We start from the raw sequence: 15,279 nt of genomic DNA on the forward strand, positions 1-15,279 counted from the left end.
GAGCAGGACTAAATTGAGCGGCTAAAAAAAGTGGCTCAGCCAAAATACAAAATCCTATAGGGGGAACTTAAGGTGAATATTCTTGGATATGCGCAAAAGTTAGGTAAAGCTCTTATGCTTCCTATCGCAACGCTTCCAGTTGCGGCGCTCTTACTACGTTTGGGTCAAGGTGACCTATTAGACATTCCATTTATGGCGCAAGCTGGTGGCGCTATCTTTGGTCAACTTCCACTACTATTCGGTCTAGGTATCGCGATTGGTCTTTCTAAAGACGGTCAAGGTGCTGCAGGTCTAGCGGGTGCGGTTGCTTACTTCGTACTTACAGCGACAGCAACAACAATCAATGCTGACGTTAACATGTCATTCTTCGGTGGTATCATCGCTGGTATTATCGCTGGTCACTCTTACAACGCTTTCCATGCTACACGTCTTCCTGAGTGGTTGGCATTCTTCTCTGGCAAACGTCTAGTACCAATCATGGCTGGTCTATTCGCGCTAGTTGCAGGTGCAATTTCTGGTGTTGTATGGCCAACGATCCAAGGCGGTCTTGACGCACTAGCACACGCAGTTTCTACTTCTGGTGCTATTGGTCAGTTCGTATACGGTACTCTTAACCGTGCACTTATCCCTGTAGGTCTTCACCACGTTCTTAACTCTTACTTCTGGTTCGGTATGGGTACGTGTCAAGAAGTTCTAGTTACTGGCGCTCAAGCTGCTGGTCAAGCACTTCCTGCTCTACAGCAACTTTGTGTAGACCCAGCTCTAGCTAAGACTCTTGTTGCTGGTCAATCTCACACGTTTGAGTTTGCTAACTCTGTAACTCCAGAAATCACTGCAACTGTTAAAGAAGTAACTGAAACAGTTAAATCTGGTGACCTACACCGTTACTTCGGCGGCGATAAGTCTGCTGGTGTATTCATGAACGGTTTCTTCCCAGTAATGATGTTCGGTCTACCTGGTGCAGCTCTAGCTATGTACCTAGCAGCTCCTGCTGAAAAACGTAGCCAAGTTGGTGGTGCACTATTCTCAGTAGGTTTCTGTTCTTTCCTAACAGGTATCACAGAGCCTCTAGAGTTCATGTTCGTATTCCTTGCACCTGCGCTATACGCAATGCACGCAGTATTTACAGGTCTATCTCTAGTTGTTGCTAACATGTTTGGTACTCTGCACGGCTTCGGCTTCTCTGCAGGTCTAATCGACTTCATCCTAAACTGGGGTCTAGCAACTAAGCCGGTAACTCTACTACTAATCGGTCTAGGTTTCGGTGCTCTATACTTCTTCACATTCAGCTTCGCAATCCGCGCATTCAACCTGAAATCGCCAGGTCGTGAAGACGATGAAGAAGAAACTGCAGGCGCTCCTGCTGGTGAAGCGAAAAACGGCGACCTAGCGCGTCAATACCTAAAAGCTCTAGGTGGTCACGACAACCTAACGTCAATCGATGCTTGTATCACTCGTCTACGTCTTACTCTAAAAGACCGCTCAGTAGCTGACGAAGTTGTACTTAAGAAGCTTGGTGCGAAAGGTGTTGTTAAGCTAGGTGAGAACAACCTTCAAGTTATCCTTGGTCCTCTAGCTGAAATCGTTGCTGGCGAAATGAAAGCAATCGGTGCTAACGAAGACCTATCTGATGTAAAACTTCCTTAATTACGACACGTAAACTAAGAAAGTGATGAAAGCCTCCTTCGGGAGGCTTTCTTGCGTTTTGAGGGTTTCGAAACTGATCCCTGCTAGCTTATTAACCATACAGAGAAAAAAAAGACGTTTTGCTTCGAGATATTGTTGTGTAATCCACCATAATTGTGGATCATTAGACGCTATGTACTTGACGGTCATTTAAATCGTCTAAGTAAGAATTATCTGAACAATACTAAAACAATTGAGGTGCTATAGATGAGTGAAGCTGAGGCTCGTCCATCGAATTTCATTCGCCAAATCATTGATAAAGATTTAGCGGATGGTAAACACACTAGCGTGCATACTCGTTTCCCGCCAGAGCCAAACGGCTATCTGCATATCGGTCACGCTAAGTCAATTTGCTTAAACTTTGGTATTGCTCAGGACTACCAGGGAAAGTGTAACCTACGTTTTGATGACACTAACCCAGAAAAAGAAGACGTTGAATACGTTGAGTCAATTAAGAATGATGTGAGCTGGTTAGGCTTCGAGTGGGATGGGGACGTATGTTACTCATCAAACTACTTCGATAAGCTATACGGCTACGCAGTGGAATTAATTAACAAAGGCTTAGCGTACGTTGAAGAGCTAAGTCCTGAGCAGATCCGTGAGTATCGTGGCACACTTACCCAGCCTGGTAAGCCAAGCCCGTACCGTGATCGTACACCTGAAGAAAACTTAGCGCTGTTTGAGAAAATGCGTGACGGTGGATTCGAAGAAGGTAAAGCGTGTCTACGTGCAAAGATTGATCTGGCATCTTCTTTCATTGTGCTGCGCGATCCTGTTCTTTACCGTGTGCGCTTTGCTGAGCACCACCAAACGGGTGACAAGTGGTGCATCTACCCAATGTACGACTTTACTCACTGTATTTCGGATGCGCTAGAAGGCATTACCCACTCACTGTGTACGCTTGAGTTCCAAGATAACCGTCGTCTATATGACTGGGTACTAGAGAACATCACTATTGATTGCCAACCTCACCAGTATGAGTTTAGTCGCCTAAACCTAGAGTACACGGTGATGTCTAAGCGTAAGCTAAACCAACTTGTCACTGAGAACCTAGTGAACGGTTGGGACGATCCTCGTATGCCGACTATTTCTGGTCTACGTCGTCGCGGCTTTACGCCTGCTTCTATTCGTGAGTTCTGTAAACGTATTGGTGTTACCAAGCAAGACAACATGATTGAGATGAGTTCTCTTGAGTCTTGTATTCGTGATGACTTGAACGAAAACGCACCTCGCGCAATGGCTGTGCTTGATCCGGTTAAGATCGTTATCGAGAACTTCGAAGAAGGCAAAGTAGAGTCTTTGACGGTAGCAAATCATCCAAACAAACCTGAGATGGGCGAGCGCGAAGTACCGTTCACTCGCGAAGTTTGGATTGAGCGTGAAGACTTCCGTGAAGAAGCGAACAAGAAGTACAAGCGTCTGGTTCTGGGTAAAGAAGTGCGCCTACGTGGTGCTTACGTGATCAAAGCTGAGCGTATCGAAAAAGATGCAGAGGGTAACATTACCACTATCTTCTGTAGCTACGATGCAGACACGCTAGGTAAGAACCCAGCTGATGGCCGTAAAGTGAAAGGTGTTATTCACTGGGTATCTGCTGATAAAGGCTTGCCAGCTGAGATTCGTCTATACGATCGCTTGTTCACTGTGCCGAACCCAGCAGCAGCGGATAACTTTGCTGAGACAATCAACCCTGAGTCACTGGTTAAGCTGAATGGTTTTGTTGAGCCAAGCCTAGCTCAAGCGCAAGCTGAGAAGGGTTTCCAGTTTGAGCGTATGGGCTACTTCTGTACGGATATTAAAGATTCTAAGCCAGAGGCTTTAGTGTTTAACCGAACTGTAGGTCTTCGCGATACTTGGGCGAAAATCGAAGCTAAGTAATCGTCTTGCACTCTAGTTTGAAAGCCAGTCCTCGTGACTGGTTTTTTTATAGATGGCGATTGGGATTAAATAGCAGGCAATAAAAAACGCCAGCTTTTGGCTGACGTTTTAAAGTTGGCTGTTAAGACGAAATTATTTCTTCGACTTATGCGCGTCTGGGTTGTCTTTGCAGCTACCGTCAGCACATTTACCGTAAAGGTAAAGGCTGTGGTTAGTCAAAATAACATTGTACTGGGCCGCGATTTCTTTCTGACGTTCTTCAATGATGTCATCAGAAAACTCAATCACTTCACCACAATCTAGACACACTAGATGGTCATGGTGGTGCTGAGTTGACAGTTCAAATACAGATTTGCCGCCTTCAAAGTGGTGGCGAGTTACGATACCTGCATCATCAAATTGGTTTAATACGCGGTATACAGTCGCTAGACCAATCTCTTCACCTAGATCAATCAGCTTTTTGTACAGTTCTTCAGCACTGATATGTTGGCATTCAGGTTGCTGTAATACTTCTAAAATCTTTAGTCTTGGAAGGGTAACTTTAAGACCAGCATCCTTAAGCGCTTGGTTATTGTCTGACATATACTTTCCTGTTGATGATCTGCAGTTATTAACAGAATTCAATATTCCTATCATTATAGGGTAGTACTGATAAACAATAAACCACGAACTTCAAAGGGTTACTAGTATTTTTTTATAAACAAGTGAGAAGTCACTGATAAAACATGTCAGACCAGTTACAATTGGTTAACAAGTGAGGAAGAATAATCAGTTAAGGACAAGGAATGAATAAGTCATTGGCTAAAATTTATAAGCCTGGAGTGGTTAAATTTGCGCTCAACTCTTGGCCACCTTTTTGGGGGGCGGGGATCAAGATACTCTCAATCAGTGACGACTTTCGTGAAGTCAAAATGAAACTTAAGCTACGTTGGTGGAACAAAAATGCCAATCGTACCCAATATGGCGGCAGCATTTTCTCTTTAACCGATCCTGTCTACTCTTTGATGTTAATGGGGATCTTAGGCGAGCGTTACTACGTCTGGGATAAGGAAGCGAGTATCAACTTCATCAAGCCGGGGCAAAGTGATCTGTTTGCTGAGTTTTGTGTCACTCAAGATCAGCTTGAAGATATTTTAAAGCAGACGGCTGACGGCGATAAATGTTTCCCAGAGTTCATTATTTATGTCAAAGACAAACAAGGCAATGTGGTGTCTGAGGTGCAGCGTAAACTCTATGTGCGTAAAAAACCGCAATTTAGAGAAGAGGATGCAGAGGAACAAACGGCATAAAAAAACCTCCTTTACGGAGGTTTCTTAATTCGGCGAGGAGATTAGTCTTCTAGCTCTGCTAGGCACATCTCTTCGTGAATCTGCTTACACCAGCTGTTCACGCGCTCTTCAGTTAGCTCTGGCTGGCGGTCTTCATCGATACATAGACCAACGAATTGGCTGTCATCGCCTTCAACTAGGCCTTTAGATGCTTCGAACTCATAGCCTTCAGTTGAAGTGTAGCCAAGGATAGTACCACCTTTAGCTTCAACGATATCACGTACTGTACCCATAGCGTCACAGAAGTACTCTGCGTAGTCTTCTTGGTCACCACAGCCAAAGATTGCGACTAGCTTAGTCGAAAAATCGATTTGCTCTAGCTCTGGGAAGAAATCATCCCAGTCACATTGTGCTTCGCCGTAGTACCAAGTTGGGATACCAAGAAGCAGAAGATCGAAGTTATCAATATCTTCTTTGCTGCTTTTAGCGATATCTTGAACGTGAACCAGTTGTTTACCTAGTTGCTTTTGAATCATCTTTGCAACAGCTTCAGTGTTACCTGTGTCGCTACCAAAGAAGATGCCTACACTTGCCATAGATTCGTTACCTTTACTAATTTCTGTTGTGGGCTCGGTTGATATCAGCCGATACCACCACCTTCCCAGCTAAGCTGAATAATGCCTTTGGCGATAAACCCAGCACAGCCAAGGAATAGGACTAACCATACAATGCGACGACCGAAAGGGGGAACATTACCCGCTTTTAAGACATCTTTTATCGCCATACCGATAAAGAAAAAGATAGACGCGAAAAGCAGATCGAGACCAATTGACTCGAGCATGTTCATGTAGTCGTAGAGCATGGAATCCCTTTATGCCAAATTACTTGCGCCGCACTATACCACTGTTACTGAATAAAGTTAACGGGCATAGTACAACTGATCTCTCATTCTGTTTTACGCAATGAACTTGCGAATAGCACGTATCACTTCAGCCGGCTTTTCGGCATGTAACCAATGTCCGGTATTAGCGATAACATGGGCTTTAGCATTGCTAAACTGCTGTTTCACTTGCCCTTGGTGCTCTGCGGTTAAGTAATCTGAATCACCACCTTTGATAAATAGGGTAGGCGTAGAAATTGTTTCAATAGTTTGCCAACCAAGAATCTCCCAGTAGTTATCCCACAAGCTTTCGACATTAAAGCGCCATGCCAAATGTTCACCTGTGTTATACAAAGACTTACCAAGAAACTGGCGCACACCTTCTAACTCGATATGCTCGGCTAAAATACTAAGCGCTTGCTTACGCTGGGTAGGCTTTTGCTCGATCACGGCTTTGAGTCCGTTAAACACATTATCATGACGACTTTGTGTGTATTGGACCGGTGCCATATCTAAAACAAGCAGCTTATGAATCTGATCTTGCGCGATTTCCGCTAACTTCATTGCTACCTTGCCACCCATAGAGTGGCCGACTACGGTGTAGTTGGTGAGATTGAGATGTTGCAATAGAGCATAGACATCTTGTGCCATCAACGGGTAGCTATGTTCACCACTTTGAAATGAGAGGCCATGGTTGCGCAGGTCAATACTTAGCACTTGATGATCTTCTTTTAGATCGCGAGCAAGCAAACCTAAGTTATCCAAATTACCAAACAACCCATGGATCAATACAATGGTGTGACCCTCACCTTCGAGTTTGTAGTTGAGCAGATGTGACATTTTATTCTATTCGTGACAGGTAAACCGTAGAGTCTCTTTAAAGATCTCGCTATAATCCCCCAGAGTTTAAACATAGAGATTGTGAAAAGCGAATGAAAACAATTGAGGTTGATGAGGATCTATACCGTTACATCGCAAGTCAAACCCAGCATATTGGTGAGAGTGCTTCGGACATTTTGCGTCGTCTTTTGATGACTGAAGGTCAAGCACCTGTTGCCAAACCGCAGGTTGTGGCGCAACCAAAGGGTGTAGTGGTTAGCAAAGATGCAATAAAAGAAGAAACAGTAGATAGCGTTAAAGAGATGCGATCATTGCTTATCTCTGACGAGTTTGCTGGTCTTAAGAAAGCGATTGACCGCTTTATGCTGGTTCTAGCAACGCTGCATCGCATTAACCCGAATGACTTTTCAGAAGCGACTCAGGTTAAAGGCCGTAAGCGTGTTTACTTCGCTGATAATGAGCAAACACTGCTGGCTAACGGTAACACGACTAAACCGAAATCAATCCCTGGTTCACCATTTTGGGTCATTACCAACAATAACACTAGCCGCAAGAGGCAGATGGTTGACCAACTGATGGCGAGGATGAACTTCCCATCAGACCTGATTGAGAAAGTGACAAACTCAATCTAAAGAATTCTGATTGAAACCTCATAATGCACAACTCAGTTAACGTATTATGAGGTTTTTTTATTTCTACATATTTTTAAGAAAGGATGTCAAATGGCTATGCACCCACGAGCGGGACAAAAAGCTCAACAGCAAGACCTGCATAATATTCCAGCCCTAGTTGCAAATTATTTTCTTCTTCAACCTGACTCTTCGAACCCTGACCACAAAGTTGAATTTGGTACATCTGGTCACCGTGGTAGCGCAGATAAGTCTACATTCAACGAACACCATATTTTGGCGATTGCTCAAGCGGTAGCGGAAGTTCGCGCAGAAAAAGGCACAAAAGGCCCACTGTTTGTTGGTAAAGATACGCACGCGCTATCTGAGCCGGCATTTTCAACAGTTGTCGAAGTGCTTGTCGCTAACGGTGTGCAAGTGATTGTTCAACAAGATAACGGTTACACGCCAACGCCGGGTGTTTCTCATGCTATTTTGACTCACAACCTGAAACATCAAGACAAAGCAGACGGCATTGTGATTACACCGTCTCATAACCCACCGCAAGATGGTGGTATTAAGTACAACCCAACTCATGGTGGTCCTGCGGAAGGTGAATTGACACAAGCGATTCAAGACCGTGCAAATGTACTTATCGCTGAAGGTTTGCAAGGCGTTAAACGTATGCCGTTAGGTGAAGCTAAAGCTTCAGAACTGTTCATCGAGCAAGATCTTGTAAAGCCATACATTGATGACTTAGTTAATGTTATCGATATGGAAGCTATTCAAAAAGCAAACCTAAAAATTGGAGTCGATCCACTTGGCGGCAGCGGTATCGACTACTGGCGTCAAATCGGCTCTGCTTACAATCTAGATCTGACTTTGGTTAGCGAAGCGATTGATCCATCATTCCAGTTTATGTCGTTAGATAAAGATGGCGTGGTTCGTATGGACTGTTCATCGCCTTACGCAATGGCGGGTCTGTTAGCGCTAAAAGATGAATATGATTTGGCGTTTGGTAATGACCCAGACTACGACCGCCATGGTATTGTTACACCAAAAGGTCTGATGAACCCAAATCACTTCTTAGCGGTATGTATCGACTACCTATACCGCCATCGCGAAGGATGGGGTAAAGACGTCGCTGTTGGTAAAACACTAGTATCAAGCGCACTAATTGACCGTGTAGTTGCTGATCTTGGTCGCGAACTGTGTGAAGTCCCTGTTGGCTTTAAGTGGTTTGTTGATGGCCTGTATGAAGGTAAATTTGGTTTTGGTGGCGAAGAGTCAGCAGGGGCATCTTTCCTACGTAAAGATGGTACGCCTTGGTCTACCGATAAAGATGGCATCATTCTATGTCTTCTAGCTGCTGAGATTACAGCGGTAACAGGCAAGAACCCTCAAGAGTACTATGAAGAGCTAGCGGCGAAACATGGCGCATCGGAATACAACCGTATTCAAGCTGTGGCTAATGGTCCGCAAAAAGATGTGCTTAAGAAACTGTCTGCTGAGATGGTAACGGCAGAAACGCTAGCAGGTGAAGCGATCACTGCACGTTTGACACATGCTCCGGGTAATGGCGCGGCAATCGGCGGTCTGAAAGTGACGACGGAAAATGGTTGGTTTGCGGCTCGCCCATCTGGCACAGAAGACATCTACAAGATCTACTGTGAGAGCTTTAAAGGCGAAGAGCATTTGAAGCAGATCGAAGCAGAAGCGCAAGAGATCGTGAATCAGGTATTTGCTGACGCAGGTCTTTAATTCCGACCATTAAGTGTTGTATCAAGGGCTGACTATTTGTCAGCCTTTTTTTTGTAGCTGAGAACTGGAACGGGCTGCGCCCTTCGGGAACGGACTTCGTCCTATGGATAACTGGATAACTGGATAACTGGATAACTGGATAACTGGATAACTGAAATTGCTCCCTCATAGTTTAGTTGTCAACTCTCGCTCTCTAGAAGGGCGAAGCCCGATCCCGCTTTCCATAGCGCAGCGTTCCTGCTCTCCATAGGACGAAGTCCGTTCCAGCTTCCTGCCTTGCCCCGGCCAAGTGTCAGGCACAACAAACCAAAATTGACCGTTTTGTGTCTGAGCATGGACAAACCTTCCATTGGGTTTATCGATAGGGTTGATGAATTCTTCTAGTCCGACCGCCCAAAGTGGCTTTTCAAGTTCATACAGAGGCTCACCGATTTGTTCCCACTGGCTTTGATAGCACCAGTGTCCGGTGATTTGACTTTGATTGAGTGACAGTCCTAAACATTCTTGTGGAACGGTCTCTGGCGAAAAGGGATTAATGTACAACCTTCCTTGAATCAATAGATGTTCTGTTAGATCTTGATATTGAGGGTATTGGTTAAGAAACTCATCAGTCGAGCTCATTTTTAGCTGGTGGGAGAGCATTCTGGCCAGTTTTTTATCAAGCTGATCATGAGCGTTTGGTCCATACCAAATTCCGCTATGTAAAAGGTAGAATTTGATTGCCACTTCCCAATGTTCTTTACGCTGTTGCTGATGATTTTTAAGAATAAGATCAATCGCGCCTAAGGTTTGCCCACAAGATTTATTGATCTGAATTTCTTCATCGAGCAATGCAAAGCGGTCACTTTGAGTGAGTAACTTGGTGCAAAGGTATTGATAGATAAAACCAAGTCGCGGGTTACCTTGATATTCCTCTTCGATATAGGGAGGAACAGATAGAGAAGAGAGCTCCTCAAAAGGTGGCTTTAACTCGAATAGTGATGGAGTCTTGGCAATCCAATGATAAAAACGCTGTAGAGAATGCATCCTTGAGCCTATAACTGTGTGGTTAAAGAGAGTGTACCATGCACTCGCCTCTAGCATCACTGGTGCGGTTGACTTACACTTTGCTACAGTGAATTGAGCAAGCCTCGACAATAAAAATGGAAGCCCAAATGAATAACTTACAGCTAGAAAAAATCCTCAACGAGAAGCTATCTCCTCAACTGATTAAAGACTATGCGCCGAATGGCTTGCAGGTTGAGGGAAAAGAGCAGATTAAAAAAGTCGTCACTGGTGTAACTGCTTCTCAAGCATTGATTGATAAAGCGGTTGAGTTAAAAGCTGATGCGCTACTGGTTCATCATGGTTATTTCTGGAAAGGTGAGCCAGAACCTATTCGTGGTATGAAAGGCAAGCGCATTCGTACTTTGATAAAAAACGACATTAATTTAATGGGTTACCATCTGCCACTTGATATCCACCCTGAGTTAGGTAACAACGCGGAACTTGCTCGCTTACTCGATATTGAAGTAGAAGGCGGCCTAGAAGGGCACCCACAATCCGTGGCTATGTTTGGACGTTTGAAATCTCCAATGATGGGGACTGAGTTTGCAGCCAAGATCAATCAAGTACTCAATCGCCAGCCCCTTCATATTGCACCGGAAAATGCAGGTAAAGTGATTGAAACGGTCGGTTGGTGCACAGGTGGTGGTCAGGACTTTATTGAATTGGCAGCGAGACACGGTTTAGATGCGTTTATTTCGGGTGAGATCTCAGAACGCACTACTTATTCTGCTCGTGAGCAGGACATTCACTACTTTGCAGCAGGTCACCACGCGACAGAGCGCTACGGAATCAAAGCACTAGGCGAGTGGCTAGCCACAGAACATGGCCTAGATGTTGAGTTTATTGATATTGATAATCCGGTGTAGAGAAGGAACGGGCTACGCCCTACGGGAGAGCTGCGCTTTTGGAGAACGGGATCGGGCTTCGCCCTGCGAGAGAAATATTTGTCATTCCTTAGACCGAAGAATGAGGGAGTAAGGAATCTCTAAAGGTTGGCGGCTCGCGGTGAGAGATCCCCAACTCACTCGTGCCTCGTTCTTGAGGATGACAACTAATCTAATAAAAAAGGGCTAATGTTCGCACATTAGCCCTTTAACGTTTTGCTAGTTAGCTATTATTCACGCTCATGCAGAGGTGAGAACTCACGTTGTACTTCACCTGTGTAAAGCTGACGCGGACGACCGATACGGTTTAGTGGATCGCTGTGCATTTCGTTCCAGTGAGCAATCCAACCGATAGTACGCGAAATCGCGAAGATAACAGTGAACATAGATACTGGGATACCGATAGCTTTAAGAATGATACCAGAGTAGAAGTCTACGTTCGGGTATAGCTTCTTAGAAACAAAGTATTCGTCAGAAAGCGCGATACGCTCAAGTTCCATTGCCACATCAAGTAGTGGATCTTTGATATTAAGCTCTTTAAGAACTTCGTGACATGTTTCGCGCATAACCGTTGCACGAGGGTCGTAGTTCTTGTAGACACGGTGACCGAAGCCCATTAGGCGGAATGGGTCATCTTTGTCTTTCGCGCGCTCAACATACTCAGGAATGTTTTCTACGCTACCGATCTCTTCAAGCATCTTCAGACATGCTTCGTTCGCGCCGCCGTGAGCTGGGCCCCAAAGAGAAGCGATACCCGCTGCAATACATGCAAATGGGTTAGCACCAGAAGAACCAGATAGACGTACTGTTGATGTTGACGCGTTTTGCTCGTGGTCTGCGTGTAGAGTAAAGATTTTATCCATTGCGCGAGCAACGACAGGGTTCACTTCGTACTCTTCACATGGATTAGCGAACATCATGTGTAGGTAGTTTTCAGCGTAGCTCAAATCATTACGTGGGTAGATGAAAGGCTGACCGATAGAGTACTTGTAACACATAGCCGCAAGCGTTGGCATTTTCGACAGTAGTCGGTATGCCGCGATTTCGCGGTGCTCGTCGTTGTTGATATCTAATGAATCGTGGTAGAACGCAGCAAGTGCACCTACTACACCACACATTACAGCCATAGGGTGAGCGTCACGGCGGAAACCGTGGAAGAAACTAGCAATTTGCTCATGGACCATAGTGTGACGAGTAACAGTAGTTTTGAATTGCTCGTATTGTTCACGTGTTGGGGCTTCACCGTAAAGAAGGATGTAACATACTTCTAAGTAATCAGCGTTATTTGCTAGCTGATCAATTGGGTAACCGCGGTGCAAAAGAATACCTTTACCGCCGTCAATGTAGGTGATTTGAGATTCACAAGATGCAGTGGCAAGAAAACCTGGGTCAAAAGTAAAAAATCCGTTTGCTCCAAGTGTACGAACATCAATCACAGGTGTGCCTAGGGCACCTTCCATAATTGGCAGTTCGATAGGTGCTTGACCTTCAACATGAAGGGTAGCTTTCTTATCTGCCATAACAATCTCCTTTGTTTATTATTTAATCCGTCCAGGATGTTTGTGTGCCATTTTTGTACGTGTGATCGTTATCAAAGTCAATTTTTCTCATCTGATGTGTGCACTTGTTATGATTTTTTGAACGTATAAGGTGAAAAATCTGGTCTGTGTAGCAAAAATTGTTACATCAATTGTATTAGAATGTTGCCAGCCGTATAGTGGCGCAGTAAATTTTGGTGGAAACCTTATAAATTCAAGGCTTGAAACAAATGTGAGGTGAAGTTTTAATCCTTGTTGTTAACAATTATTTTACAAAATACTCCGGCAATTGTTGCAGTCTAGTGTTAAATAAATGTTAACTTTTGTAGGTTTGCAATCAAAATTCGTTCATAACTATAAATGCTCAATGGAGCTGAGTGAGCAAGCCCGTGAAAGAAAGAAAGTCAAGACCTGTTAATTTAGATTTACAGACCGTAAGCTTTCCGATCACTGCAATCGCATCAATTTTACACCGTGTATCCGGTGTAATTACGTTTGTCGCAATCGGAATCCTGCTTTGGTTACTATCCATTTCTCTATCCTCCCCAGTCGGTTACGCACAAGCTGTTGACTTAGTCGATGGTTTCTTTGTGAAGTTTATCTTATGGGGCATCCTAACGGCTTTGGCCTATCACATTGCAGGTGGCATTCGTCACTTACTAATGGATCTTGGTCATTTCGAAGAGCTGGAATCTGGCGCGATGAGCGCTAAGGTTGCATTCGCAGCAACAGCCGTTCTGTCTCTACTGGCGGGGGTAATGGTATGGTAAAACACATTTCATCTTTTGGTCGTAATGGTGTGCACGATTTCTTATTGATTCGTGCGACTGCAATCATTATGACGCTTTACACTATCTATCTGGTTAGCTTCTGTGCTTTCACAGATATTTCTTACGTATCTTGGACCCAGTTCTTTGGTGGTACATTCACTAAAGTGTTTACAATGCTGGCGCTTGTATCTGTTCTAATTCACGCGTGGATTGGTTTATGGCAGGTACTGACTGATTACATCAAGTGCGCCAAGCTTCGTGGTGGCCTACAGCTAGCTATCATTGCTGTATTGTTCGGTTACTTCTTCTCTGGTCTATTTATTCTGTGGGGTGCGTAAGTGTCTATTCCAGTTCGCGAATTTGATGCCGTAGTAATCGGCGCTGGTGGTGCAGGCATGCGCGCTGCACTGCAAATCTCTGAGCAAGGCCTATCTTGTGCATTGCTTTCTAAAGTATTTCCAACTCGTTCACACACTGTTTCTGCACAAGGTGGTATCACGGTTGCGCTAGGTAATGCGCACGAAGATCACTGGGAACAGCATATGTACGATACCGTTAAAGGTTCCGACTATATTGGTGACCAAGACGCAATCGAATACATGTGTAAAAACGGACCAGAGTCAGTGATTGAATTAGAGAAAATGGGTCTCCCATTCTCTCGCTTTGACAATGGTAGAATCTACCAACGTCCGTTTGGCGGACAGTCGAAGAACTTCGGTGGTGAGCAAGCAGCACGTACAGCTGCGGCGGCTGACCGTACAGGTCACGCTCTACTTCACACGCTATACCAACAAAACGTTAAGCACAAAACAACTATCTTCTCAGAGTGGTATGCACTCGACCTAGTTAAGAATGAAGATGGCGCAGTTCTTGGCTGTACAGCCCTTTGTATGGAAACGGGCGAAGTTTGTTACTTCAAATCGAAAGCAACCATTCTGGCGACAGGTGGTGCTGGCCGTATTTACGCTTCAACAACTAACGCTCACATCAACACGGGTGATGGCGTTGGTATGGCACTACGCGCTGGCGTTCCAATGCAAGATATGGAAATGTGGCAGTTCCACCCAACAGGTATCGCTGGAGCCGGTGTTCTGGTAACTGAAGGTTGTCGTGGTGAAGGTGGTTATCTACTGAATAAAGACGGTGAACGCTTCATGGAGCGTTACGCACCAAACGCGAAAGACCTTGCTGGTCGTGATGTTGTTGCTCGTTCAATGATGATCGAAATCCGTGAAGGTCGCGGCTGCGATGGCCCTTGGGGTCCTCACATTAAACTGAAACTGGATCACCTAGGTAAAGAGACACTTGAGTCGCGCCTGCCGGGTGTTTGTGAGCTATCTCGTACCTTTGCTCACGTAGATCCAGTGAAAGAGCCAATTCCGGTAATCCCGACTTGTCACTACATGATGGGTGGCATTCCAACTCAAGTCTCTGGTCAGGCTATTAAGCAAGATGAAGCGGGCGCTGATGTTGAAGTTCAAGGTCTATTTGCTTGTGGTGAGATCGCATCAGTATCTGTTCACGGTGCAAACCGCCTAGGTGGTAACTCTTTACTAGACTTAGTTGTATTTGGTCGCGCTACAGGTCTACACCTTGGTGAAACACTTGCTAAGCAAGCTGAAGCTAAGCCAGCAACGGAAGCTGACATTGAGCGTTCACTAGAGCGCTACAACCGTTGGGAAAATAGCACTGAAGGCGAAGATCCAGCGCAAATTCGCAAAGATCTGCAACAATGTATGCAGAACAACTTCTCGGTATTCCGTGAAGGCGATGCAATGGCAAAAGGTCTAGAAGAGCTAAAAGTTATTCGTGAGCGCCTGAAGAATGCTCACCTTTCTGATAAGTCGACCGAGTTCAACACCCAGCGTATTGAGTGTTTAGAGCTAGAAAACTTGATGGAAACTGCTTATGCAACGGCTGTTGCGGCTAATTACCGTACAGAAAGTCGCGGTGCACACGCTCGCTTTGATTTCCCAGACCGTGATGATGAGCAGTGGCTATGCCACTCAATCTATAATCCGGACAATGAAGCTATGACAAAGCGTGGTGTAAACATGGAGCCAATCCATCGTGAAGCATTCCCGCCGAAAGCACGTACGTACTAGGGAGAGGAGGATAA

General features: G+C 45.0%; 15 protein-coding genes. 9 read left to right on the plus strand and 6 right to left on the minus strand.

The features are described 5' to 3' along the window. The first annotated feature begins 72 nt into the window (after positions 1–72). Positions 73–1,647, plus strand: coding sequence for an N-acetylglucosamine-specific PTS transporter subunit IIBC (gene nagE, locus LYZ37_RS03860; RefSeq protein ID WP_171322369.1), 1,575 nt, complete (start codon positions 73–75; stop codon positions 1,645–1,647). Between the two features lie 246 nt (positions 1,648–1,893). Beyond that, positions 1,894–3,564 carry a glutamine--tRNA ligase gene (gene glnS / locus LYZ37_RS03865; protein WP_272786576.1) on the plus strand — a complete coding sequence of 557 codons (1,671 nt, stop codon included), beginning with the start codon at positions 1,894–1,896 and terminating at the stop codon, positions 3,562–3,564. A gap of 132 nt (positions 3,565–3,696) precedes the next feature. On the opposite strand, the gene fcrX is transcribed toward glnS, so the two are convergent. Next, a complete protein-coding gene (fcrX, locus tag LYZ37_RS03870) occupies positions 3,697–4,146 on the minus strand; it encodes a ferric iron uptake transcriptional regulator FcrX (RefSeq protein ID WP_004744501.1) in 450 nt (149 codons plus the stop codon). 203 nt (positions 4,147–4,349) lie between these two features. On the opposite strand from fcrX, the gene LYZ37_RS03875 reads away from it, so the two are divergent. Next, on the plus strand, positions 4,350–4,853 hold the full coding sequence (locus tag LYZ37_RS03875) for a DUF4442 domain-containing protein (protein ID WP_272786579.1): 504 nt from the start codon (positions 4,350–4,352) through the stop codon (positions 4,851–4,853). Between the two features lie 41 nt (positions 4,854–4,894). On the opposite strand, the gene fldA is transcribed toward LYZ37_RS03875, so the two are convergent. The 3 genes from fldA to LYZ37_RS03890 form a co-directional block, all read right to left on the minus strand. Further along, the gene (gene fldA / locus LYZ37_RS03880) at positions 4,895–5,428 is read right to left on the minus strand and encodes a flavodoxin FldA (RefSeq protein WP_272786581.1); all 534 of its coding nucleotides are present in this window, start codon (positions 5,426–5,428) and stop codon (positions 4,895–4,897) included. Positions 5,429–5,472: 44 nt separating this feature from the next. After that, entirely contained in the window at positions 5,473–5,694 is a 222-nt protein-coding gene (locus LYZ37_RS03885) for a DUF2788 domain-containing protein (protein ID WP_004744504.1), read from the minus strand. A 93-nt stretch (positions 5,695–5,787) separates the two neighbouring features. After that, positions 5,788–6,552 (minus strand): alpha/beta fold hydrolase, encoded by a 765-nt coding sequence (locus LYZ37_RS03890; RefSeq protein ID WP_272786582.1) that lies wholly within the window; start codon positions 6,550–6,552, stop codon positions 5,788–5,790. A 92-nt stretch (positions 6,553–6,644) separates the two neighbouring features. Between LYZ37_RS03890 and seqA the strand changes: the two genes are divergently transcribed. Both seqA and pgm read left to right on the plus strand, forming a co-directional pair. Beyond that, entirely contained in the window at positions 6,645–7,184 is a 540-nt protein-coding gene (gene seqA / locus LYZ37_RS03895; RefSeq protein ID WP_004744506.1) for a replication initiation negative regulator SeqA, read from the plus strand. Between the two features lie 90 nt (positions 7,185–7,274). After that, complete coding sequence (gene pgm / locus LYZ37_RS03900) at positions 7,275–8,921, plus strand: phosphoglucomutase (alpha-D-glucose-1,6-bisphosphate-dependent) (protein WP_272786583.1); 1,647 nt, start codon at positions 7,275–7,277, stop codon at positions 8,919–8,921. Between the two features lie 165 nt (positions 8,922–9,086). Here the strand turns inward: pgm and LYZ37_RS03905 are convergent, their stop codons facing one another. After that, positions 9,087–9,947, minus strand: coding sequence for a DUF1853 family protein (locus LYZ37_RS03905; RefSeq protein ID WP_272786584.1), 861 nt, complete (start codon positions 9,945–9,947; stop codon positions 9,087–9,089). Between the two features lie 128 nt (positions 9,948–10,075). On the opposite strand from LYZ37_RS03905, the gene LYZ37_RS03910 reads away from it, so the two are divergent. Beyond that, positions 10,076–10,834 carry a Nif3-like dinuclear metal center hexameric protein gene (locus tag LYZ37_RS03910; protein ID WP_272786586.1) on the plus strand — a complete coding sequence of 253 codons (759 nt, stop codon included), beginning with the start codon at positions 10,076–10,078 and terminating at the stop codon, positions 10,832–10,834. A 248-nt stretch (positions 10,835–11,082) separates the two neighbouring features. On the opposite strand, the gene LYZ37_RS03915 is transcribed toward LYZ37_RS03910, so the two are convergent. Further along, positions 11,083–12,372, minus strand: coding sequence for a citrate synthase (locus tag LYZ37_RS03915; RefSeq protein ID WP_171322375.1), 1,290 nt, complete (start codon positions 12,370–12,372; stop codon positions 11,083–11,085). A gap of 395 nt (positions 12,373–12,767) precedes the next feature. On the opposite strand from LYZ37_RS03915, the gene sdhC reads away from it, so the two are divergent. The 3 genes from sdhC to sdhA are packed head-to-tail and all read left to right on the plus strand — an operon-like array spanning position 12,768 to position 15,265. Further along, positions 12,768–13,160 carry a succinate dehydrogenase cytochrome b556 subunit gene (gene sdhC / locus LYZ37_RS03920; RefSeq protein WP_004744511.1) on the plus strand — a complete coding sequence of 131 codons (393 nt, stop codon included), beginning with the start codon at positions 12,768–12,770 and terminating at the stop codon, positions 13,158–13,160. Further along, positions 13,154–13,498 (plus strand): succinate dehydrogenase, hydrophobic membrane anchor protein, encoded by a 345-nt coding sequence (gene sdhD, locus LYZ37_RS03925; RefSeq protein ID WP_004744512.1) that lies wholly within the window; start codon positions 13,154–13,156, stop codon positions 13,496–13,498. The genes sdhC and sdhD overlap by 7 nt, the downstream gene beginning before the upstream one ends. After that, entirely contained in the window at positions 13,499–15,265 is a 1,767-nt protein-coding gene (gene sdhA, locus LYZ37_RS03930; RefSeq protein WP_171322376.1) for a succinate dehydrogenase flavoprotein subunit, read from the plus strand. It begins immediately after the preceding gene. The last annotated feature ends 14 nt before the right edge of the window (positions 15,266–15,279 follow it).

Origin of the sequence: Vibrio tubiashii (assembly GCF_028551255.1) — a bacterium.
GTDB classification, from domain to species: Bacteria; Pseudomonadota; Gammaproteobacteria; order Enterobacterales; family Vibrionaceae; genus Vibrio; species Vibrio tubiashii_B.